This window comes from [Collinsella] massiliensis (genome assembly GCF_002161605.1).
In the GTDB taxonomy this organism is placed as follows: domain Bacteria; phylum Actinomycetota; class Coriobacteriia; order Coriobacteriales; family Coriobacteriaceae; genus Enorma.
In genome coordinates this window covers 1-22,398 of the sequence record NZ_NFIE01000001.1, presented here as the reverse complement: position 1 = coordinate 22,398, position 22,398 = coordinate 1, and the positions used below count along the sequence as shown (strand labels likewise).

General features: G+C 62.2%; 24 protein-coding genes. 20 read left to right on the top strand and 4 right to left on the bottom strand.

Going from position 1 to position 22,398, the window contains the following annotated elements; all coding sequences use genetic code 11:
* The first annotated feature begins 39 nt into the window (after positions 1-39).
* The 13 genes from B5G02_RS00115 (at position 40) to B5G02_RS00055 (ending at position 13,480) form a co-directional block, all read left to right on the top strand.
* A complete protein-coding gene (locus B5G02_RS00115; RefSeq protein WP_094334691.1) occupies positions 40-1,524 on the top strand; it encodes a YfcC family protein in 1,485 nt (494 codons plus the stop codon).
* A 129-nt stretch (positions 1,525-1,653) separates the two neighbouring features.
* The gene (locus B5G02_RS00110) at positions 1,654-2,580 is read left to right on the top strand and encodes an AEC family transporter (protein ID WP_094334690.1); all 927 of its coding nucleotides are present in this window, start codon (positions 1,654-1,656) and stop codon (positions 2,578-2,580) included.
* A gap of 200 nt (positions 2,581-2,780) precedes the next feature.
* Complete coding sequence (gene tatA, locus B5G02_RS00105) at positions 2,781-3,041, top strand: twin-arginine translocase TatA/TatE family subunit (protein ID WP_094334689.1); 261 nt, start codon at positions 2,781-2,783, stop codon at positions 3,039-3,041.
* Between the two features lie 105 nt (positions 3,042-3,146).
* On the top strand, positions 3,147-3,620 hold the full coding sequence (greA, locus tag B5G02_RS00100) for a transcription elongation factor GreA (protein ID WP_094334688.1): 474 nt from the start codon (positions 3,147-3,149) through the stop codon (positions 3,618-3,620).
* A 156-nt stretch (positions 3,621-3,776) separates the two neighbouring features.
* Positions 3,777-5,777, top strand: coding sequence for a lysine--tRNA ligase (gene lysS, locus B5G02_RS00095; RefSeq protein ID WP_019239109.1), 2,001 nt, complete (start codon positions 3,777-3,779; stop codon positions 5,775-5,777).
* A 265-nt stretch (positions 5,778-6,042) separates the two neighbouring features.
* The gene (ydjG, locus tag B5G02_RS00090) at positions 6,043-7,023 is read left to right on the top strand and encodes an NADH-dependent methylglyoxal reductase (RefSeq protein ID WP_019239108.1); all 981 of its coding nucleotides are present in this window, start codon (positions 6,043-6,045) and stop codon (positions 7,021-7,023) included.
* An 83-nt stretch (positions 7,024-7,106) separates the two neighbouring features.
* A complete protein-coding gene (locus B5G02_RS00085; protein WP_019239107.1) occupies positions 7,107-8,564 on the top strand; it encodes an MFS transporter in 1,458 nt (485 codons plus the stop codon).
* A gap of 87 nt (positions 8,565-8,651) precedes the next feature.
* Positions 8,652-9,410 carry a DeoR/GlpR family DNA-binding transcription regulator gene (locus B5G02_RS00080; protein WP_094334687.1) on the top strand — a complete coding sequence of 253 codons (759 nt, stop codon included), beginning with the start codon at positions 8,652-8,654 and terminating at the stop codon, positions 9,408-9,410.
* A 307-nt stretch (positions 9,411-9,717) separates the two neighbouring features.
* Positions 9,718-10,359, top strand: a complete 642-nt coding sequence (locus B5G02_RS00075) for a class II aldolase/adducin family protein (RefSeq protein WP_019239105.1) — start codon at positions 9,718-9,720, stop codon at positions 10,357-10,359.
* Between the two features lie 54 nt (positions 10,360-10,413).
* Positions 10,414-10,722 (top strand): PTS sugar transporter subunit IIB, encoded by a 309-nt coding sequence (locus tag B5G02_RS00070; protein ID WP_019239104.1) that lies wholly within the window; start codon positions 10,414-10,416, stop codon positions 10,720-10,722.
* A 52-nt stretch (positions 10,723-10,774) separates the two neighbouring features.
* On the top strand, positions 10,775-12,040 hold the full coding sequence (locus B5G02_RS00065; protein WP_094334686.1) for a PTS transporter subunit IIC: 1,266 nt from the start codon (positions 10,775-10,777) through the stop codon (positions 12,038-12,040).
* 108 nt (positions 12,041-12,148) lie between these two features.
* Positions 12,149-12,994, top strand: coding sequence for a class II fructose-bisphosphate aldolase (locus tag B5G02_RS00060; RefSeq protein WP_019239102.1), 846 nt, complete (start codon positions 12,149-12,151; stop codon positions 12,992-12,994).
* Between the two features lie 15 nt (positions 12,995-13,009).
* Positions 13,010-13,480, top strand: a complete 471-nt coding sequence (locus tag B5G02_RS00055) for a PTS sugar transporter subunit IIA (RefSeq protein WP_019239101.1) — start codon at positions 13,010-13,012, stop codon at positions 13,478-13,480.
* A 189-nt stretch (positions 13,481-13,669) separates the two neighbouring features.
* On the opposite strand, the gene B5G02_RS00050 is transcribed toward B5G02_RS00055, so the two are convergent.
* The 3 genes from B5G02_RS00050 to B5G02_RS00040 form a co-directional block, all read right to left on the bottom strand.
* The gene (locus B5G02_RS00050; protein WP_094334685.1) at positions 13,670-14,536 is read right to left on the bottom strand and encodes a nucleotidyl transferase AbiEii/AbiGii toxin family protein; all 867 of its coding nucleotides are present in this window, start codon (positions 14,534-14,536) and stop codon (positions 13,670-13,672) included.
* On the bottom strand, positions 14,533-15,126 hold the full coding sequence (locus B5G02_RS00045; RefSeq protein ID WP_094334684.1) for a type IV toxin-antitoxin system AbiEi family antitoxin domain-containing protein: 594 nt from the start codon (positions 15,124-15,126) through the stop codon (positions 14,533-14,535). The genes B5G02_RS00050 and B5G02_RS00045 overlap by 4 nt, the downstream gene beginning before the upstream one ends.
* Positions 15,127-15,442: 316 nt before the next feature.
* Positions 15,443-16,063 carry a zinc ribbon domain-containing protein gene (locus B5G02_RS00040; RefSeq protein WP_019239098.1) on the bottom strand — a complete coding sequence of 207 codons (621 nt, stop codon included), beginning with the start codon at positions 16,061-16,063 and terminating at the stop codon, positions 15,443-15,445.
* Positions 16,064-16,333: 270 nt separating this feature from the next.
* Between B5G02_RS00040 and B5G02_RS00035 the strand changes: the two genes are divergently transcribed.
* The 6 genes from B5G02_RS00035 (at position 16,334) to B5G02_RS00010 (ending at position 21,017) form a co-directional block, all read left to right on the top strand.
* Entirely contained in the window at positions 16,334-17,602 is a 1,269-nt protein-coding gene (locus B5G02_RS00035) for a 4Fe-4S binding protein (RefSeq protein ID WP_019239097.1), read from the top strand.
* 4 nt (positions 17,603-17,606) lie between these two features.
* Positions 17,607-18,047, top strand: coding sequence for a DUF2752 domain-containing protein (locus B5G02_RS00030; protein WP_094334682.1), 441 nt, complete (start codon positions 17,607-17,609; stop codon positions 18,045-18,047).
* A gap of 103 nt (positions 18,048-18,150) precedes the next feature.
* The gene (locus B5G02_RS00025) at positions 18,151-18,711 is read left to right on the top strand and encodes a DUF4234 domain-containing protein (protein ID WP_094334681.1); all 561 of its coding nucleotides are present in this window, start codon (positions 18,151-18,153) and stop codon (positions 18,709-18,711) included.
* Positions 18,712-18,883: 172 nt separating this feature from the next.
* Entirely contained in the window at positions 18,884-19,960 is a 1,077-nt protein-coding gene (ychF, locus tag B5G02_RS00020) for a redox-regulated ATPase YchF (RefSeq protein WP_094334680.1), read from the top strand.
* A 51-nt stretch (positions 19,961-20,011) separates the two neighbouring features.
* Complete coding sequence (locus B5G02_RS00015; protein WP_094334679.1) at positions 20,012-20,395, top strand: DUF1648 domain-containing protein; 384 nt, start codon at positions 20,012-20,014, stop codon at positions 20,393-20,395.
* 412 nt (positions 20,396-20,807) lie between these two features.
* Positions 20,808-21,017, top strand: coding sequence for a helix-turn-helix domain-containing protein (locus B5G02_RS00010; protein ID WP_094334678.1), 210 nt, complete (start codon positions 20,808-20,810; stop codon positions 21,015-21,017).
* A 56-nt stretch (positions 21,018-21,073) separates the two neighbouring features.
* Here B5G02_RS00010 and B5G02_RS00005 read toward each other — a convergent pair whose 3' ends face one another.
* Positions 21,074-22,105, bottom strand: coding sequence for an asparaginase (locus B5G02_RS00005; RefSeq protein WP_019239093.1), 1,032 nt, complete (start codon positions 22,103-22,105; stop codon positions 21,074-21,076).
* 186 nt (positions 22,106-22,291) lie between these two features.
* On the opposite strand from B5G02_RS00005, the gene B5G02_RS09995 reads away from it, so the two are divergent.
* The coding region (locus B5G02_RS09995) for a sugar phosphate nucleotidyltransferase (RefSeq protein ID WP_275080499.1) at positions 22,292-22,398 on the top strand (107 nt) is incomplete at its 3' end.

Below are 22,398 nucleotides of genomic sequence, written 5' to 3'. Positions count from 1 at the left end.
CCTCGGTAGGGGGGAGACCCCGATAGCAAGGAGGAATATATGGCAGAAGCAGTGAAGAAAAAGAAGAAGCGGGGTATGCCCACCTCGTTCACCATCCTGTTCGGGTGCCTGGTCTTCGTGGCCATCTGCACCTGGATCGTGTCGGCGTTCACGCCCGACGTCACCGGCGCCACGCTCGCGCAGGTGCTGCAGGCGCCGTTCGCCGGCTTCAAGAACGCCATCGACGTGTGCCTGTTCGTCATCGTGCTCGGCGGCTTCCTGGCCATCGTCAACAAGACCGGTGCCCTCGACGCCGGCATCGCCACGCTCGTGCGCAAGCTCGGCAACCGCGACACGCTGCTCATCCCCGTGCTCATGCTCGCGTTCGGCATCTGCGGCTCCACCTACGGCATGATGGAGGAGACGATCCCCTTCTACATCCTGCTCGCCTCCGTGACCTTCGCCATGGGCTTCGACTCCATGGTGGGCGCGCTCATCGTGCTGCTGGGCGCCGGCCTGGGCACCCTGGGCTCGACGGTCAACCCGTTCTCCATCGCCATCGCGTCCTCGGCGCTCACCGACATGGGCATCGCGGTGAACCAGGGCACGCTCATCGCCGTGGGCTTCCTGCTCTTCGTGATCTCCGAGGGCATGGGCATCTTCTTCGTGATGCGCTACGCCAAGCGGGTCAAGGCCGACCGCGCCAACTCCGCCATGACGCCCGAAGAGCTCGCCAGCATGGACGCCGCCTACGCCGACGAGACGAAGGTGCTCGAGGAGGAAGAGAGCGCATCGAACCTCAAGGACGCGGTGCTCACCGGCAAGCAGAAGCTCGTGCTCGTGCTCTTCGCGCTGTCGTTCATCGTCATGATCATCTCGTTCATCCCCTGGGAGAGCTTCGGCATCGACTTCTTCGCCCTGGGTGCCACGCCCGATAACCCGAGCACCGCGTGGAGCGCCTTCCTCACCGGCCTGCCGCTCGGCGAGTGGTACTTCACCGAGTGCGGCATCTGGTTCTTCGTGATCTCGATCATCATCGGCCTCGTGGGCGGCCTCGACGAGAAGGAGCTCGTGAACACCTTCGTCGACGGTTGCTCCACCATGATCTCCACCGCGCTCGTCATCGCCGTGGCGCGCGCCATCTCCGTGCTCATGGCCGAGACCGGCCTCGACGTCTTCGTGCTCGAGGCGGCCGCGACCGCCCTGAGCGGCGTCTCCGCGGTGATCTTCGCGCCGGCGAGCTACGCGCTGTACTTCGTGCTGTCGTTCCTCATCCCGTCGAGCTCCGGCATGGCGACCGTCTCCATGCCCATCATGGGCCCGCTCGCCGACAGCCTCGGCTTCTCGCCCGACATCATGATCATGATCTACGTGGCGGCGCACGGCGTCGTGGCCATGATCACGCCCACGAACGGCGTCATCGTGTCCGGCCTGGAGCTCGCCCACACGAGCTACACCACCTTCCTCAAGCTCACGCTCAAGTTCTTCATCGCGCTCACGGTCGTGACGGCGGCCGTGCTCACGGTGCTCATGCTCGTGATGTAGCCGGGTCGCACCGGCTCGTGCCCGGGGCGTTTCCCGGGGGAGGGGGCGCTGCCGCTATCCGGCGGTCGGCGCCCCCTCGTCACCTGGTCCCGTTCCACCGATCTCACCAACCGAAGGGAAGCGCGTCCGATGGACGTCCTGTATATCGCCTCGCAGATGGTCATGCTCTCGCTGCCGATCGCGCTCGGGTACGCCATCCACAAGGCGGGCATCATGAACGACGGGGTGGACCACGGCCTCTCGCGCCTCGTGCTCGAGGTCGCGCTGCCCTGCCTCATCGTGTCGTCCATCAGCTCGGTCGAGGTGCTGCCGGGCGCCGGCACCGTCGCCGTCGTGCTCGCCTGCTCCGCCGGCGCCTATGTCTTCGCGCTCGCGATGGGCTACGGCGTCTCGGCCGCCATGCGCGTGCCGGAGGACGTGGCCCCGGCGTACCGCTACCTCATCACGTTCGGCAACTGCGGCTTCATGGGCTTCCCCGTGGCCGAGGCCGTGCTGGGGCAGCAGTCGGTGCTTCTGCTCGCCATCGCGAACATCCCTGCGAACCTCGTCATGTTCTCGCTCGGCGTCTCGATGTTCCGCTCGCACGGCGGATGGCGGCGCATGCTCGCCTCGTGCGCGGCGAGTCTGAGGACGCCCACGCTCATCGCGAGCATCGCCACGCTCGCCCTCGTGCTCGCCGGCGTGAACGACCTGGGCATCCTGGGCGGCGCCTTCGACATCGTGGGGCAGCTCACCACGCCGGCCGCCCTGCTCATCGTGGGGTCGTCGCTCGCGCGCTTCGACCTCAGGGCGATGTTCGGCAACTGGCGCGCCTACGTGGCGACGTTCTTCCGCCTGCTCGCGATTCCCGTGGTCGTCCTTGTGGCGCTGCAGGCGCTCGGCGTGAACCCCGCCATCACGGCGGTGGTGGCGCTCGGCATCGGCATGCCCGTGGCCACGAACGGCACGCTCTACTGCCTGCAGTACGACGTGGACCTGAAGCCCATGGTGCAGGCCACCTTCCTCTCGGTGGTGGGGTCCATCGCCACGATCCCGCTCGTCGTGAGCCTCATCTAGGCTGCCGCGACCTTACATATTAGTTACGAACCGTTTACGCGCGGGCGCGTCCCCCGCGTGCCCGATGCGTCGAAAACCCGAGGTCGCAAGCGGTGCCCAGTATGCGTGCGGGGCATGTGTAAAATGTACCGAAGTTGTTCGCGGGGCTTGGGCGCGGTATACTCGTTCGAGCTTGTGTACCAATCGTACGGAGGAATAGTATGCCTAAAGGCTTTGAGTGGATCGTCATTCTGATCATCGCCCTGCTCATCTTCGGACCCAAGGCGCTCCCGCAGCTTGGCAAGTCGCTCGGCTCGACGGTGAAGAACCTGCGCGAGGGCATGTCCGGCAAGGACGAGGAGACCGAGGCGCCCGCGTCCGAAAGCGATGAGGATCGCGAGATCCGCGAGCTCGAGGAGAAGCTCGCCGAGGCCAAGAAGAAGAAAGAGGAGGGCGAATCCGATAGCCCCATTTCGGAGTAGCTTTGTTCTTCCTATAGAACGTTTGCGGCCGGCTACCCCGCGGGGGTCGTCGGCCGTTATCATGTGTAGCGCATAGCACCTGGATAGATGCAAGGAGCCCGCTCAATGGAAACACCTGAGTTTGTACTTACCTCCGAAGGCCGTCAGAAGCTCGTCGACGAGCTCGCGTGGCGCGAGGGCGACCTCACGAAGGAGATCGTCGAGCGCATCAAGACGGCGCGCGACTTCGGCGACCTCTCGGAGAACTCCGAGTACGACGACGCCCGCGAGGAGCAGGCGAAGAACGCCGCGCGCATCGCCGAGATCCGCGCCATCCTGGCTAACGCGAAGGAGGCCGAGGACACCGGCCACACCTTCACCGTCTCGCTCGGCTGCGTGGTGGAGCTCGTGGACGAAAACGGCGAGGTGAGCGAGGTCACCATCGTGGGTAGCACGGAGACCGACTCGCTGCGCCACCGCATCTCGAACGAGTCGCCCATCGGCCGCGCGATCATCAACCACGCCGAGGGCGAGACCGTCGAGGTCCAGCTCCCCTCGGGCAAGACGCGCACGTACACCATCACGAAGATCTCGCGCTAGGCCCCGGGTCGAGCGCGCCTCGTGCACACAGGCTCCCCGGGGTCTCGGCCCTGGGGAGCCTTTTTTGACGAACCCCTCAGACTGATAAATTGGTGTCAGACACCTTTTTATCACCACGATACCGAAATTGCAGCGCCCTATGAGCAAGGAGAGATGATGGCAGAGCAGCAGGAGCAGGGACGCCCGGCCGACGCGCCGGAGGCGGCCTCGACGCTGAACGACGAGCGCGCGCACCGCTTGGCCAAGCGCGCCGCGATGCTCGAGGCGGGTGCCGACCCGTATCCCGAGCATTCCGAGGTCACGGACCATGTGGCCGATATCGAGGCGGCCTACGCCGGCCTCGCCGCCGGTGAGGACACCGAGGACGTGGTGAGCATCGGCGGCCGCGTCATGGCCAAGCGCGGCCAGGGCAAGATCGCGTTCGTGGTCGTGCGCGACCCGTCCGGCGAGATCCAGCTCTTCTGCCGCGTGAACGACATGCGCCCGGAGGACTGGGAGCTCCTCGGCGAGCTCGACCTCGGCGACATCGTGGGGGTGACCGGTGTGGTGGTGCGCACGAAGCGCGGCCAGCTCTCCATCGCGCCGAAGCGCCTCACCCTGCTCTCCAAGGCCGTGCGCCCGCTGCCCGAGAAGTTCCACGGCCTCTCCGACAAGGAGACCCGCTACCGCCAGCGCTACGTGGACCTCATCATGAACGACGACGTGCGCGAGACCTTCCGCAAGCGCTCGGCCATCATCTCGGCATTCCGCCGCTACATGGAGGACAACGCCTACATGGAGGTGGAGACGCCCATCCTGCAGACCATCCAGGGCGGCGCCACCGCGAAGCCCTTCATCACGCACTTCAATGCCCTCAACCAGGAGTGCTACCTGCGCATCGCCACCGAGCTGCACCTGAAGCGCCTGCTCGTGGGCGGCTACGAGCGCGTGTTCGAGATCGGCCGCATCTTCCGCAACGAGGGCATGGACCAGACGCACAACCCCGAGTTCACCACCATGGAGGCCTACCGCGCCTACAGCGACCTCGACGGCATGAAGGAGCTCGCCGAGGGCGTCATCAAGGCCGCGAACAAGGCCATCGGCAACCCCGAGGTCATCGAGTACCAGGGCCAGACCATCGACCTGTCGGGCACGTGGCCGAGCCGTCCCATGACCGAGATCGTCTCCGAGGTCATGGGCCGGGAGCTCACGCTCGACACGCCCATCGAGGAGCTGCGCGCGGCGGCCGCCGAGTGCGGCATCGAGGTCAAGCCCGAGTGGGGCGCCGGCAAGCTCATCGCCGAGATCTACGACGAGCGCGGCGAGGATTCCATCGTGAACCCCACCTTCGTGTGCGACTACCCCGTGGAGGTCTCGCCGCTCGCCAAGCGCTTCGAGGACGACCCGCGCCTCACGCACCGCTTCGAGCTCGTCATCGCCGGGCATGAGTACGCCAACGCCTTCTCCGAGCTCAACGACCCCGTCGACCAGGCCGAGCGCTTCGCCCGCCAGATGGAGGAGAAGGCCGGCGGCGACGACGAGGCCATGGAGTACGACGAGGACTACGTGCGCGCGCTCGAGTACGGCATGCCGCCGGCGGGTGGCATCGGCATCGGCATCGACCGCGTGGTCATGCTGCTCACCGATTCCGCGAGCATCCGCGACGTGCTGCTCTTCCCGCACATGCGCCCCGAGAAGGGGAGCGCGAACGGCGCGGCCGCCGCGAAGGCCGCCGAGGCCGCGGCCGCTTCCGGCGCGAGCCCGTTCGTCGAGCCGAAGAAGCCCACGATCGACTACGGCAAGGTGAAGGTCGAGCCGCTCTTCGAGGACTTCGTCGACTTCGACACGTTCAGCCGCTCCGATTTCCGCGCGGTGAAGGTCAAGGCGTGCGAGGCCGTGAAGAAGAGCAAGAAGCTGCTCGCGTTCACGCTCGACGACGGCACGGGCACCGACCGCGTGATCCTCTCCGGCATCCACGATTACTACGAGCCGGAGGAGCTCGTGGGCAAGACGCTCATCGCCATCACGAACCTGCCGCCGCGCAAGATGATGGGCATCGATTCCTGCGGCATGATCATCAGCGCCGTGCATGCCGAGGGCGAGGGCGACGATGCCGAGGAGCGCCTGAACGTGCTCATCGTGGACGACAGCATCCCCGCCGGCGCGAAGCTGTACTAGCTAAGGAAGCTTGCTGGGCTTCGGCCTGCACCACGTTGCAGGGGCGTGACCGAACAGATACGGAATGCAAGGGCGACCACCCGTTTGGGTGGTCGCCTTTTTGCTATCGATGCGGTAGAAACGCGCTAGCTCACGTCTCCTGTCAGATTAAAACAAACAAAATAATCTGTGAAACACAGAAATATGTATTGAATCAAAAATCAAATCATCTATAGTGAAGACGGTGGTCCGACGGTGGCATCTACGCGGAAGGACTGATGCATCCATGAATATGGTGAAACTCGGCGATACGGGCATCGAAATATCGAAAATCGGCCTAGGCACATGGGCTATCGGCGGAGGTCCGGCTTGGAACGGTGATCTCGATACTCAGGTGTGCATCGATACGATTCACAAAGCGGGCGAGGTGGGCATCAACCTCATCGATACCGCTCCCGGCTATAACTTCGGCAACAGCGAAGTTATTGTTGGCAAAGCGCTCAAGGGCATGAATCGCAAGGACGTTATTCTTGAGACCAAGTGCGGTATCGTGTGGGAGCGCACAGGAAGCCTGTTTAACAAGGTGGGTGACCGTCAGCTATATAAGAATCTCACCCCTGAATCGGTTCGGGAGGAGATTGAGGCGAGCCTCGAGCGCTTGGGAACTGACTACATCGACATCTACATGACCCACTGGCAGTCGGTCGAGCCGTGCTTCACGCCTATCGAGGAGACTATGGAGGTCTTGCTTGATCTAAAGCGCCAGGGGAAGATTCGCGCAATCGGCGCTGCGAACGTCACGACCGATCACATCAAAGAGTATTTACGCTGCGGAGAGCTCGATATCATTCAAGCTAAGTATAGCCTGCTTGATCGTGCCGTCGAGGACGAGCTTTTCGATCTTTGTCGCGAGAACAACATCGTTATCCAGGCGTATTCTCCGCTTGAGCAGGGTCTCCTCACCGGAACCATCGAGAAGGGCTATGTGCCCACTGGTGCGCGCGCGAACAAGAAGTGGTGGCAGCCCGGGAACCTCGAGCGCGTTATCGACATGCTCGATAGCTGGAAGCCTCTGTGCGAGAAGTACTCGTGCGGCATCCCCACGCTTGCGCTCGCTTGGGTGCTCGCGCAGGGTGACTTCATCTCCATTCTGAGCGGGTCGACAACGCCTGAGCAGGTCGAGGAAAACATTCGTGCGGTTCAAATCGGGCTTACGAAAGACGATGCCGATTGGATGCGCGAGCAGGCCGAGCTGCTCGACGCGTAAGACGGCTGGTTTAGGGGGGCGTACCGCGTGTCACGCCCCCCGATACGTGCATTTTTGGGTGCGAAGAAAAGGGGAGCGACGTGATGACGACAGCAAGGCTCGGCGACATGGATGAGGCATACGAACAAAAACGGATGCCCGAGACGGAGGAGCCGAACAGCGATGCCCGGATTGATCGCTTGCCGGAGACGTTCTGGCGTTGGAAGATCTTTCTCATGTCCGGCCTTGCCGTCCTGTTCGCATGGAGCAACTATGTGAGCGGTCTCGTGCTCGCCCAGCTAACAGCTATCGGCTGGGTTGATGCGACCAGCAGCGCCTTGTTCACCTCAGTGTATATGGCGGGAATGTTTTTCGGGTCGCTTCTGGGTGGCGTCATCGGTGATGCTATAGGTCGACGAAAGGGCTATTTACTCTTTGTCGGCCTCCACACCCTCTGCATGTATCTCGCTGCTGTTGCGCCGAATATCGAATTGCTTACGGTGATTCGTGCGGTAATGGGATTTGGATTGGGCGCGCTGCTTGTGACGATCTTCGCTGGGTTTTCTGAATATGTTCCCGCGGCGACGCGTGGGACCTGGATGGGGAGAAATTCGTTTCTGGGCAACTGTAGCAATCCCATTTCGTCACTTCTGGCAACGCTTGTTACGCCACTCGTAACCGCAGATGCGAACTGGCGCCTCATGTTCGCGATCCCCGCCGTGCTCTCTACATTGGTATGGCTATGGGCTTGGCGGCAGTATCCCGAATCGCCACGATGGCTTGAAAGCCGGGGGCGCTTCGCCCAGGCTGCGCGCGTATTGAACTCCATTGAGGATGAGGTCGAGCGAGAAAGCGGCGCCCCGCTGCCACCTGTTCACGCACACGCCGGTGCGTGCGGGGATTGTGCCTCGTCCGCGCATGAGGAGATTCCGTATAAGAGCCTTTTCCACGGCGACTTGCTGCGACGTGTCGTGCTCGGAGCGTTCGTGCTCGTGGCCATGAACGTGACTGCGTACACTCTGATGACGTGGCTCCCGACGATCCTCTTGCTCAAAGGCATCGATCTCAACAGCTCGTTCGCGCTTTATACCGTCATGGCGATAGGTGCGCCTGCGGGTGCCTTTTTAGGCATGCTGCTTATGGATCACCTGTCAAGAAAGGTGATGGGCATCGGGTTGTTGCTCATCATGGCTGTTCTCGGACCGGTGTTCGCGCTGCAGCAAAACCATCTTGCCATCTGCGTGTTGGGGTTTTTGCTCCAGGTTGTGGTAGAGATGTACGTGGTTTTCTCATCTGGTGTATATGTGCCCGAGATTTGGCCGACGGAGGTTCGGATGCGTGGATCCGGCCTTGCGAATTCGATAGGGCGTTTGAGTGGCATCGTTACGCCATTTTGCGTGGCCGCTCTTCTGAGCGCTTCGGGTGTGGTTCCGGTGTTTCTCATGATGTCCTGCGTGGCGCTGTCCACGGCGGCGGTCATCGCTCGGCTCGGGTTCGATACGCGTGGCATGACGGCGGAGGAGATCGGCAATGTAGCCGTTGGTGGTCATGCCCGGGCATAAGTGCAGATATGGATATAATGACGCTAGAGGGAGGGGTTCCATGCAAGCTCCGCCCGTCCCGCTAGCTAGGTGTAAATGAGGTGCAATATGGTCGCCCAAAGTCGGCGTCAGTTCATCCAAGGTGAGCTGTCTCAGACAGGCAAGGTCGTTGTCTCTGATTTGAGTGAACGGCTCGGTGTTACCGAAGAGACTATCAGGCGGGATTTGGAGCGCCTCGAAGCGGATGGCGTACTCAAACGGACATACGGTGGAGCCATTCCGAATCCGGAGCGCCGCTTGGTGACCGATGTCCAGTACTACAAGCGTGCCGCTCAGCGCGTCGATGAAAAGCGCAAGATTGCTCGGAATATGCTCCCCTTACTCGAGCATGCGCACACGGTCGCGGCAGACTCGAGCAGCACCACAGGAGAAGCTATCAAGCTTATCAAGGACCGTTCCGATTTGACGTTGCTGACCAATTCGACAGCTGCCCTGCAAGAGCTTGTCGATGGCAAGTTGTCTGTTATGGTTCCGGGCGGTGAGTTTCATCGCGGTACGCTCTCTCTACGCGGTGAAGCAACGAAATCGGCTATCAGACGGTATCGCGTGGATGCGCTTATCTTTAGCTGCATGGGCATCGACGAGAATGCCGTATTTGACAGCAGGCCGGAGGAGACAGAGGTCAAGCGCACGTTCATTGACCAGGCGGAAACGGTGATTCTCCTCGCGGATCATACGAAATTCGGCCGGGCGGCGTTTGTGCGTGTGGCATCGCTCGACAAGATAGACTATTTGGTAACCGATGAAGAGCCGAGCGAGGCATGGAAAGCGATTTGTGAGGAGCACCAGATAACGCTCGTGTATTAGAAGCGATGACCATCTGTGTGATACCGAAGGTAATTCGGTTGAGGCTGTAAGTGAAGCGCATACGGACGGGGTTCGACGGGCTGTCGGACTCCGCTCGCATTTCATATTAGCTATAAATGTTTGAAACACAGACTGGTAAGACCGTTTAGCGCTAAAAATATGCCATTCACAGATATATTTCTTTGAAATCCAACAATTTGCGTCTGAAACACAGAATTAGCCCTATACTCGTCACTGCAAGGCGTTTGAAACACAGGACCACCACCAAACGCCTGCGATTGGCAGCAGAACGAGGTAAGGAGAGCTCATGCTGTATCAGGAGACCAGGGAAGAGGTTCTGAAGTTCGCGGTGAAGTGTCTCGAGCACGGTCTGATTCACGGCACCGCCGGTAATGTTTCCATGCGCGTTCCCGGTGAGGAGGCGGTTGTCATCACGCCGAGCGGCATTCCGTATGACACGCTGAAGCCCGAGGATCTCCCTGTCGTCTCGCTGTGGGGCGAGGTCATCGATGGCGATCTGAAGCCGTCTTCTGAAACCCCCATGCACACCGCTATCTTCCGCGCTCGCGCGAATGTGAACGGTGTGGTGCATACGCATTCCATGTATGCAACGGTAATGTCCATCATGCAGAAGGAGATCCCCGCGATGGTGCCGCCTTCGAGCGCGTTTGCGCCCGTGCCGTGCGCGCCCTTCCAGCTTCCCGGCTCGAAGGAGCTCGCTGAAACCGTCGTTGCGACGCTTGGCGAGGACCATCTTGCTTGCACCATGCAGAATCATGGTCAGATCACCTGCGCGCCCACGCTTGCAATGGCTTACAAGGGTGCCGAAACCGTTGAGGAGTGCGCCCAGATCGCCTACCTCGCATATCAGGCGGGTTCCATGCAGGGTCTCCCCGAGGACGCGCGCGTAGAGCTGCGTCGTCGCGCCCTGAAGGGTCAGGCCGTATAAAGAGTAGGTAGTTTTCGGTCGTTGAGTTCGCACTTGTAGAAAGGACGTGCACTCATGAAGGAATTTCGAATCTTAGGTGTCTGTGGAGCAGGGCTCTCAACCTCGACCACGGTGGCGCGCACCCTCCAGGTGGGTATGCAGGAGCGTGAAATGCCCGCACAGATCCGGACCTGCAGCGTGCAGGAGGCAACGGGCACTATCGAAGGCTATCAGCCCGATGTGATTCTCGCTACCGTTGCGACCACCTCGTTCGAAAACCCCAGCGATGCGAAGGTGTTTTCGGGTGTGCCGCTGCTGACGGGAATCGGTTCCGACGAGCTGCTCGATGAGATCGTCGAGTATCTCAAGAGCGTTTCCGCCTAGCGAGTGCACGTAGCTATACCCGAAGGGGTTACGCCTGAAAAGGGGGTTGTACATGGAAATCGTCCTTAACTTTGTCGAGACGATCGTCGGCCTGGGCGCCTTTGTCATGATGCCCGTCATCCTGTTCATCATGGGTCTGTGCTTTGGCATGAAGGTCAAGGACGCCGCGCGTGCCGGCATCATCGTCGGCGTCGGCTTTAAGGGCATCTCGCTCACCACGGGCCTCATTACCGAGACCATGACGCCGCTCGTCCAGAAGCTCCAGGAGCTCTGGGGTTTGGGACTCGAGGCGGTGGACGTGGGCGTTCCCGTCGTGAGTGCCATGGCGTTTTCGGATGGCATCTTCGTGCTGTGCATGATCGCCACGCTGCTTGTCGTCAACGTGATTCTGATTCTGCTTAAAGTGACCAAGACGCTCAATGTTGACCTGTGGAACTTCTGGCACTACCTGTTCATCGGAGCGATGGCGACGGTCATCACCGGCAACATGGCCATTGGTATCGCAATCGGCGCTGCCTATTCGGTCTGCAACCTGATACTTGCCGATCGTAACCAGGACATCATTTGCGAGGTTTGCGGCGAGCAGTATCGCGGTCTGTCCTTCTGCACCATGGCGTTCCCGGTTTTGGTGCCGTTCGTTCAGGGCATCGACTGGATCATCGATCACATCCCGGGTGTGCGCAACATCAATCTCAACCTGCGCAACCTTCCCAAGGGTTTGTCGTTCATGAGCGAGCCCTCCATCCTCGGCCTGCTCATCGGTGTCGTCCTTGCGCTTCTCGCGCAGTACACGTGGGATCAGGCGCTTACGGCGGGCATGAGCCTCGCCGCCGCCATGGTGCTGCTGCCTCGCATGATTTCCATCTTGGTTGAGGGCCTGTCCTCCATCGTCGCGGCTGTCCGTAAGTTCGTCACCAAGCGCATGCCTGGTCGCGAGCTCCGCATCGGCATGGACTTCGCCCTGCTCGTCGGCGATCCTGATATGATCTCGCTCGGCCTCATCATGACCCCGATTTCGCTGCTGCTTGCCGTCGTGCTTCCCGGCAACGCCGTGCTGCCCGTTATCGGTCTGACCAATCTGAGCTACATGATGATGGCCCCCGTGATCGGCACCAAGCGCAATATGTTCCGTGCCTTCATTGCCGGCATCATCTGCATCATCGTCGTGTTCTATACCGCCACGTGGCTGGCTCCGCTCATCACCCAGGCGGGCGTCAACGTCGGCCTGCTCGAGCCCGGTGGCGTGTACTCGCTCTTCAACACGGGCGAGCACATCGGTACCGTGATGCTCATGCTTCTCTCGTTCTTCTTTAACTAGGAGATTTGAGGGGCGGGCGGGGCGAATGAGCCTGCGCGCCCCATTTTTTCGGACTCGCTACCTTGGCGGTCTGCTTCCATAACAGCTTATTTGATTCGGAGGTTTCCAATGGATATGCCGAAGAGGGATGAGATCGTTGAGATTTTCTCAAAGGCGATTTCAGGCGGTTATGCTATCCCGCACATCAACCATTCTGACTACGGCGATCTGATAGCCATCGCCGAAGCGGGTCGCGAGGCCCAGACGCCCATTATTGCTGCGGGCACGATGATGACCACGAGCGCAATGGGGTTCGATAAGATTTCGGCCATCGCGCACATTCTCGCCAGCGAGGGCGAGACACCATTTATCTTGCATTGCGACCATTGCCCCGATCCTGTGCTTTGCAAGCAGGCTGTGGATGCCGGATACAATTCGGTTATGATTGATGCTTCCGATAAGCCTCTCGATGAGAACATCGCTATCGTGAAGGACGTCGTTGAATATGCGCACGCTTGCGGGGTTTTCGTTGAAGCTGAAGTAGGCCATGTCGCGCATGGCGACGGCGCCTCTTGGGATGCGAACGTTGACGAGGCGGTCAAGCTCATCGAGGCTACGGGAGCGGATGCCCTGGCGGTTGCCATTGGTAGCGAGCACGGTTTCTATAAAGAGCCGCCGAAGCTTAATTATGATTTGCTTAAGCAGGTGAGCCAAGCCCTGCCGAGTGTGCCGCTCGTGCTTCACGGCGGTTCGGGTATCCCCGCGGACGATGTGCGCCGCGCGGTGCGCGATGGCATCCGCAAAGTGAACGTGGGTACTGACGTGCGTTGTACCTATGTCGCCGGCCTGCGTGATGCGATTGCGGAGATGGGTATCGAGCGTCATACTCAGGACATCATCGCCTTTGCTCAGGCGCGTGCTAAAGAGAAGATTTTCGACGTGATTGAGATGTGCGGTTCGCGCGGCAAGGCGTAGCTAGAGGAGGAAGCGATGATTGACGCAGAAGATCTCGATCTGTTGAAGCCCGAGCTCGCGTTTACCGACATCGAGGCGGACGATACGGAAGATCTGTTTCAAAAGATGCTCGCTCGACTTGAGCCCATGGGCTATACCAAGGAGAACTGGCTTGATGCGATGATTACGCGCGAGCGGGCCTATGCCACGGGCTTGCAGACGCCGACAATCGGCGTGGCCATTCCGCATGCGGACAACTGCGTGAACAAAGCATATATCGCCGTGGTGAAACCGGTGAAGCCCGTGGTGTTCCAGCCGATGGGCGGTATCGGAGATGAGGTGCAGGCTGAGCTCATCATCAACCTCGGCATTGTGCGTGAGGGCGGCCAGGTGGATATGCTCCAAGCGCTCATGAAGGTGTTTATGGACGATGCCGCTGTGGCCGATATCATGACCCAGCACACGCCCGAGGAGCTCGTTGCCTGCATCAAGCGTCATCTTGCGTGATGAAGCTGGAACGTCAATTTGTTACATGAACTGAGGGGCTGCCGGGATGTGCTCGGTAGCCCCTCGAGCGCGTTAGGCGCGGATCAGTCTTATATCGTTTCCGATGTTCCGTTGTCCTTACCAGAGAGTATTATGGGTGAGGTGCACCTAAAAAGAGATGCCATCAGGTAAAACGCTTCCGGTGCGAGGTCAATCCCCTGGGGAATCATCTCGTCCGCCTGCAAGCGCATCTATGAGGCGTGAGGCCGCGCGCATGGCATCTTCCCATGTGACATCCCGCGCGTAATCTGATTTGGACTGGTAACGGAACCACATCTCTCTCATCCGTTCGTCGTCTTCGAGCTCGCTCAGGATGAGTCGTGCATTCTCAGGCGACGAGTCTGTTCCCCGTTTGGCAAAGGTTGCTCTAATCGCCGCTTTCAAGGTATGTGGTTCTATGGAATCGCCCTTTACCTCGAGGAGCACGAAGATGTCGTAGAAGTCGCGCATTCTCGTGTTGGCGACACCGCGAGAGATTATGGTCTCGAGCTTCTCTGTGAGCAGAGTTTCCAGGTTGTACGCCATGATGGGAATCTCACCGTCTTCGAGGAGGCGTGGGTAGCCGAGCTCGATTGCTCCCGGCGTGATTGGGTCGTCGGTCGAGAAATCAAGCTTCATGGGGATTCGGGCACGGTCGAGAAGAGCCTCCATCGACAGCCTGATTCCCGGGTAGTCGTGTTCGTCCATGATGCGGTCGACCGACTTCACATGGAAGTCCATCCCGTCGTCCGTCTCGATCATGCAGATTTCTTCGACGACCCGTATGATCTCATCCTCCTGCAGCGTGATGCCCTCCACCGTCGCGTCGATGTCCATGGTCGTGCGCATGGAGACGCCGACGAGCGCCGTGACGAGCGCCCCGCCCTTTACGATGAAGCGACCCCTCCACGGCGAGCGCGCGAGCCGATCGAGGAACCGCTCCATGGCGTACAAGCGCATGGCTGTCTGAGCCTTCGCGCTATCGCTGCCGACGAGGTTCTTGATGCGGTCCATAAGTTGACGCGAGCTGGTGATCATAGGAGCACCTCCAGATAGGTGGCGAGCAGGCGCTCGACCGAAAATGCCCGGGCATAGCGCATGAGGAGCGGGATGTCGCGGCGGCGCGACCGCGCGTAGCCTTTGAGGGCGGCGAGCAGCTCCTGCTGATCGACCGTGGTTCGGCTGCGCAGGAGGTCCACAAGGGTTCGCTCGCGGTCGTAGCACCGTACGAGGTGGCCGAAGGGAGTCTCCGCTACGCCGAGTCCGAGCTCCAGCAGATCAGGCCTGACCTTGTATACCTTCACGCCATCGCGTGCAAGGGCGGCTGAACCCGTGCCGGTGGCGAGGGTCGCGGTTACCGTTGCCGGCTCTCGTTCTGAGAGCCCGAGCAGGAACAATGCGGTCTCATGGGAGAAGATGAGCTTGGGATAGCGGAACTGGAGCACATGCAGGGGATCCTCCCAGGACGCGGGGTCGCGATAGAGTCCTCGCGCCTCGCGCACGAGCCCCATCTCGTGCGCATAGAGGGAGACCGCCTGCGGTGAGATTCCGCGGTACGCCGCCTCCCTGCAGGAGAGATAGCCGTTTCCCTCGTCGATGAGCTGTTCGAGCTGCTCCCGCTGCGTCATGCTCGCTCCTCTGCTTGTTATATTCAAGCCCAAATCATATATCAAATGGGCTTGAACTTCAAAAGCATCAATGAGGTGCTTGCAGCTCTACAAAGGCGGAGAACGTCAAAAGAAGTGTGAGAAGAAGGGCGGAACAAAGGCGTCCTGCATGAGTTGATTCGCTGCAGGGTATGCGGGGAGACGCGTTACGGCGAAGGGCCTGCCCCCGTGGAGTTCCGGGAGCAGGCCCTTCAGGAGATCGTAGGGCGATCATGGGGTGTTGTGGACGGGTCGCGTATCGCGCTGCCTTGGGACGCGAGCGGCTGCGCCGTATTCGTTACTTGCGGTTTGCGATAAGCTGCAGCGCGCCGATGGCAATGCAGACGATGCTCGCCAGAACGTAGAGCCATCCGCCGAAGGCAAGGCTCACGCCATCCTCGAGCGTGATGAAGAGGAAGATGAGTCCAAGGACGCCAGCGGCCAGGGTGGCGATGTCGCCCTGCTTGTTCTTATAGACGAACGCGGCGATAAGGGTGCCGATGCCGGGGATGAGGTAGTACAGGTTGCGGATCTCGCCGTCGATGTGCGAGCCGTAGAAGTCGACGCCGAACGTCATCTGCATGGGGCTCATGTCGAAGATGCCGTAGATGCTGTAGAACGGCAGGAAGAAGGCGATTACGAGCACGGCGCCGGCGATGATGCGCGCGAGGGGCAGGATGCCGCCGAGGTTGCCGGCGAGGCTGCCGAGCTGCGAGGCGCCGCTCGCGATGGGCGAGGGGGTCGGCGCGGAACCGGGAACCGGGCCGGGTACGGGGCCGGGAACCTGACCGGGGGCGGGAGCACCCGCAGGCTGCGCGTCGGGCGCAGGGGCGCTCGCGGGCTGCGGGATGGGCGCGCCGCAAGCACCGCAGAACTTAGCGCCGTCCTCGTTCTTGGCGCCGCATTTCGGACAAAACATACGCGTTCCTTTCTGTCTGCCCGCAGGTGCCGCGCACGGCGACGACCGCAGGGCTCGTTTCCGACAGGCTCCCTCCATTATGCAGCGTCGCCCGGACAATGCGTGTATGGAATTGAAAAAGTTTGCAGGGCTGCGCGCGCAACGCCTCGCGCACCCGCCTGCCGTACAATAAGACGGTTTCGCATTGAGGGCGGCGCGACGCACGCGCGGCCGCGCCCGCACCGCGCGCATCGGACGGGGCCCGGTCGCCCCAGCGTTTGGGAGGTAGCTATGGCGCAGCAACAGCGCGACATGTTCGACGACCTCATCGACATCACCAAGGGGCTCAGCGGCATCACCGAGCCGTTCAACGACCTCGCGAACGCCTTCCTGGGCAACCCCGAGGCCGAGGCGAAGGAATGGAACCCGGCGGATTACAAGGAGCGTCCGCGGGCGAACACCGTGCCGTGCCTCGCGTGCCGCTCGGAGAAGAGCAGCTGCCGCGCGTGCGTGAAGGTGTGCCCGGTGAACGCGATCGAGATCGAGGACGGCGGCATCGACATCCTCGATAGCTGCCGCAAGTGCGGCCTGTGTGCGCCGGTGTGCCCCACGGAGGCCATCTACTCGCCGCAGAAGCGCCCGAAGCGCATCTACGATGCGGTGGCGGCCGCCGCCACGGCCTACGAGACGGCGTACGTGACCTGCACGCGCGCGCTCCGCCGCGTCCCGCGCGACAACGAGGTCGTGCTCGCCTGCGTGGGCGACGTCACGCCCGAGACCTGGTTCGCCATCCTCATGGACTTCCCGAACGTGAGCGTGTACCTGCCGCTCGACATCTGCACGGCGTGCCGCAACGCCCAGGGCGAGGAGATGCTGGGCGACGCCATCGCCACGGCCGAGGAATGGTCCGGCCGCGGCATGGGCCTCGAGGTAGACGCGAAGGCGCTCACCTGCGAGAAGTCGCGCGCGTTCGAGCGCAAGGAGTACTTCGACAAGATCAAGCAGACCACGGGCCTCGCCATGGCGAAGCTCAACCCCGCGGCGGCCGCGGTGACGACGGTGTCGCAGCGCATCAAGGAGCACACCAAGAAGCTCTCCGCGCTCGAGCGCTCGCTTTCCGCCTCGACGGGCGCGAACTCGCTCAAGCGCCGCCGCGTGCTCACGCAGAGCCGGCAGCTTTTGCTCTCGACGCTCCAGGCGCACCCCGAGCTCGCGCCGAACGTGCGGGTGAGCGTTCCCGAATGCGATTTCGAGCGCTGCACCCTGTGCGGCGATTGCGTCGAGGCCTGCCCGCTGCGCGCCTGCGACCTCGTGGGGTCGGGAACCTTCACGGTCGAGCCCACGTACTGCACGGGCTGCGGCCTGTGCGCGGAGGTCTGCCAGCCGGGCGCCCTCAAGATGGTGGAGCGCGACGGCGCGGACCTCGTCGTCCCCGATCCGGAGGCCGAGCAGCGCGCGGCCGAGCAGGCGCGTGCCAAGGCAGAGGCGGACAAGATGAAGGCTGAGGCCAAGAAGAAGCTTGACTCCGTGCTCGACCGCGTGGAGAAGCTCGCGGATTAGGGTCATGGGTAGCCGGAAGCAAGGGGAGCACAACGGTGGCGGTCTCAAAGAGATGGCGGCAATCGCCGCGATCGTCATCGTAGCCGCGCTGGTGCTTTATGCTACAGGCATAGGTTGTCCCATCAAGTTTCTGACCGGCGTCTCGTGCCCCGGCTGCGGGCTCACGCGCGCATGGTTCGAAGCGCTTCAGGGCAATCTGCTCCGCGCCGTGGCATATCATCCGCTCTTTTGGACGGTTCCCGTGATCATCGTCCTTGCCTGCACGCGCAGCGAGCGCTACCACCGCGTCATCGTCGCAGCGCTCTTCCTCGCAATCGTTGCGTTCATTGTGCTGTGGGCATGGCGCTTGGCGATGCCTGCGGACACCGCGCTCTTGGTCGATGCCGGAACGGTGGACGATGTGGTAAATGTCTCGCGGCCGGGTTGGTTGCAGCTCTTCTCGTGATGCCACGTCGCATGTTTCGATTCACGTTGTCTCGGATGCTGTGCCTTGACGCTTGCCTGCGCAAGAAATATCTTTTGGATACATTCGGCTGAAGGAGGCCTACATGTTTTGCAGTCGTTGCGGTAAGCAGATTCCCGATGGAAGCGCGTTCTGTCCGATGTGCGGGGCGAACCTGCAGCCTTCAGGTGCCGCACCGCAGCAACCAGATATTGGCTCGCCGCTCACGGGTGGGGCAATCTACACGCAGACACCGCCTCCCGGCGGCAGGTTCATCCCGACAGATCGTAGCATTTTGGTTTACATCATCCTGTCGTTCGTTACCTGTGGCATCTATGGGTTCTACTTCGTGTACGCCATTGCGCGCGATATGAACACCATGTGCGTCGGAGACGGAGAGAGCACTCCCGGCCTCGCTGCCTACATCGCGCTCTCGATCGTGACGTGTGGCATCTATAACTTGTGGTGGGTCTATAAGATCGGCAATCGCCTTGCGGCAAATGCGCCGCGTTATGGCATGCAGTTCCAGGAGAATGGAACCACGGTGCTCATGTGGTATATCATCGGTCTGCTTCTGTGCGGCCTCGGCCCTTGGATCGGCATGTACATCATTATCAAGAACACCAACATGCTGGCTGCTGCTTATAACAATTGCGCCACGCGTTAGCGTGTTCAGGGCGGCAAGCTCGTTCATGGAAGGAGGTCGTTCGGAAACGGACGACCTCCTTTTCGTGCCGTGGCATTTGGCGTTTGTGAGCCGCGCTGTTTCTCGCGTACAATAAATAAGTTCGAACGAGTTCGTGCCCGCGTGCCGGGCGAGCTGAGAGAGGAAGTGCCTCGTGGCCCTATCCATCGGTATCGTCGGCCTGCCCAACGTGGGCAAGTCGACGCTCTTCACCGCCCTCACCAAGAAGGGCGGCCTCGCCGCCAACTACCCCTTCGCCACGATCGACCCGAACGTCGGCATCGTCGACGTGCCGGACGACCGCCTGGGCAAGCTCGCCGAGATCGCGCATCCCGGCCGCATCGTGCCGGCCACGGTCGAGTTCGTGGACATCGCCGGCCTCGTGAAGGGCGCGAACGAGGGCGAGGGCCTGGGCAACCAGTTCCTCGCGAACATCCGCGAGACGGACGCCATCTGCGAGGTCGTGCGCTACTTCAAGGATCCGAACGTCATGCGCGAGGTCGGGCGCGTGGGCGCTTTCGTCGACCCCGCCGCCGATGCCGACACCATCATGACCGAGCTCATCCTCGCGGACATCCAGACGCTCGACAAGCAGCTGCCCAAGCTCGAGAAGGACGCCAAGCGCGACAAGGAGCTCGCGCCCAAGCTCGAGGTGGCCAAGCGCCTCGCCGCCTGGCTCAACGAGGGCAACCGCGCCGCCACCCTCGACATGACACCCGAGGAGCGCGCGGCCGCCAAGGGCCTGTTCCTACTCACCATGAAGCCCATGCTCTACGTGGCCAACGTGGACGAGGACATGCTCGGCGAGGAGCTCGAGCCCATTGACGGCGTGACGCCGATCCCCATCTGCGCGAAGATCGAGGCGGAGCTCTCCGAGCTCGACGCCGAGGAAGCCGCGGAGTACCTGGAGTCGCTCGGGCTCGAGCGCCCCGGCCTCGACGTGCTCGCGCAGGCCGCCTACAAGCTGCTCGGCCTGCAGTCGTTCTTCACGGCGGGCGAGATGGAGGTCAAGGCGTGGACGGTGCGCCAGGGCGCGACCGCCCCGCAGGCCGCGGGCGTCATCCACTCCGATTTCGAGCGCGGCTTCATCAAGGCCGAGGTGATCTCCTACGACGATTACGTCGAGCTCGGCGGCGAGCAGGGGGCCAAGGCCGCCGGCAAGCTCCGCATGGAGGGCAAGGACTACGTCATGGCCGACGGCGACGTGGTGCACTTCCGGTTCAACGTGTAGCATCGCGTGCTGCCGCGATGCTGCTGCATACCGAAGAGATGGGTTGATAACATGTTCCAATACGGTCGGGTGAACGGGTACCTCACCATCGCGCTCGTGGTGGTCGGGCTGCTGCCGCTCGCCATCACGTTCGTGGTCGTGCCGCAGCTGCCGGACTCGGTGGCCATGGCGTTCGACGCCGCGGGCGATCCGACGCGCTTCGAGAGCCGCTACCAGCTGTTCTGGGTGCCCGCGGTGAGCCTGTTGCTCGCGATCGCGACGATCTTCAACGCGCGCCGGCAGGCGAACGCGAACAAGGAGTCCCGCGTCGCGGCCGAGCTCGTGTACCGGCGCGGCGTGCGGAGCGGCGTCGTGATCGGCGCGCTGCTCACCGCTTGCACCATCTACCTGCTGTTTGCTGCCTACACCGGAACCGGTTTCAGCTTCTCGCTCTAGTCGGTCCGAAACGTTCCCGCCTCGGGGTTTGATCGTACATCGGGGGATACCGGGGTAGCGCGGGCGTATGGCTGCGCCGCCGGGCTTCTTGCTGCGTTGAAGCTCGCGTGATGCGCGCCCCGCCCGCCGTCGCGATGGCGGGCGCCCGCGCTGCCGCGGCAGGTAGAGCGTCGCTTACCTGTGCGTCGCACACCGCCGCCTGTTACTCATTTGTCGAAACAAACAACCGCACGTCGCCCGTCGCCGCACGAACCGGTGCGCGGAGGCGGCATCGGATACGTCCCGCGCGCACGGGTTCGCCCGCGCGTCCCGGGATTACCGCGCATTGTATAGATGCGCTCCGATATGCGGATTACATCGAACGTAAACTATAATTTACGCATCCGACCGGGTTCTTGCAGACACTCGTGCCATGAACGAGAGCATTGAACAGACGGCCGGTCGCAACGTGCGCTCCCTGCGCGAGGAGCAGCACCTTTCCAAGACCGCGTTCTGCCTGATGGCCGGTGTGAGCCGCCCGTATCTCAACAGGATCGAGGCAGGCCAGGCGAACATGTCCATCAAGCAGCTCGACCGCCTGGCGAAGGCGCTCGGTACCGACGTGATCTCGCTGCTGCGGTAAGCCGGCGCGCCCGCTCCACGGCGCCCGCGCGCGGCGCCCTCAACGAACAGGAAAACCTAATCGTCGCTGCGATCGTGGTTGACGGGGCGGTAGAAGAGCCGCTCGAGCTCGCGTGCGTCGCCCGCCTGCGTGAGCGCCCACATCATCTTGGCCACGATGGCCTCGGTGGTCATGTCGCCGCCCCGAAGGATGCCCGGGTGCTCGGCGTAGGCGCGCCCCACCTCGTAGACCCCGAGGTCGAGGCCCTCTTCGGGCACCTGCGTGGTGAGCACGACGGCGCGCCCCGAATCGACCCAATCGAAGATGGCGCGCTTGAACGAAAGCTCTCCCGCGCCGTAATCCGGGATGCCGCCGAGGCCGTAGATCTCGAGCACGAGCGCGTGGTAGGCGGGCATGAGGGCGGAGAAGATGGCGGGGTCGAGGCCGGGCGTGAGCTTGAGCACGGCCACGCGGTCATCGATGGCGTCGAAGTGGACGGGAGCCGGCGCGGGGGCATCGGTCGCGGCGGCATCCCCGCTGGCCGCCCAGGAGCCGGCGCGCACGATGCGGTCGTTCCTGATATAGGCGAGGGGCGGGAAGTTCACGCTCTTGAACGCGTTGGCGCTCATGGTGCGCTGCTTGCGGGCGCGCGTGCCGGCGATGGCGATGCCGCCGAACACGATCGAGACGTCGCGCGATGCGTCGTCGACCGCGTAGAGCAGGCTCTGGTAGAGGTTGAGCTTCGCGTCGGTGAACGAGCTCGTCATAGGGCGCTGCGAGCCGGTGAGCACGATGGGCTTCGGGCTCGCGGGCACGAGGTAGGAGAGCGCGGCCGCCGTATATGCCATGGTGTCGGTGCCGTGCAGGATGAGGAAGCCGTCGAAGTCGGCGTAGCGCTCGGCGATGGCGTTCGCGATGCGGAGCCAGTCCTGCGGCCGCATGTTGGTGCTGTCGATGTTCATGAGCTGCAGGGTGGTGAGCTCACAGAGCCCCTCGACCTCGGGCACGCAGGCGGCGAGCTCCTCGCCGGAGAGCGCGGGGGAGAGGCCGTGGCCGTCCTCGGCCGAGGCGATGGTGCCCCCGGTCGCGATGAGGAGGATGCGTTTCATCGGGTATCCGTTCTCAGAATGATAAAAAGCAGACAGGCTGGATTTTATCATCCGCGTGCGGGGTGACCACTCTGTAGATTGCTTGAACCCCGATGCTCCGCGGGGCGTCGGCGCTAAGATGCTGGCTATAGGTATCTGCGCGCCGCGACCGCGACCGCGCATCCCGCTCCCGAAAGGAACCACGCCATGAAGGCCATCATCCCCGCCGCGGGCCTGGGCACCCGCTTCCTCCCCGCGACGAAGTGCACGCCCAAGGAGATGCTCCCCGTCCTCGACAAGCCGGTCATCCAGTA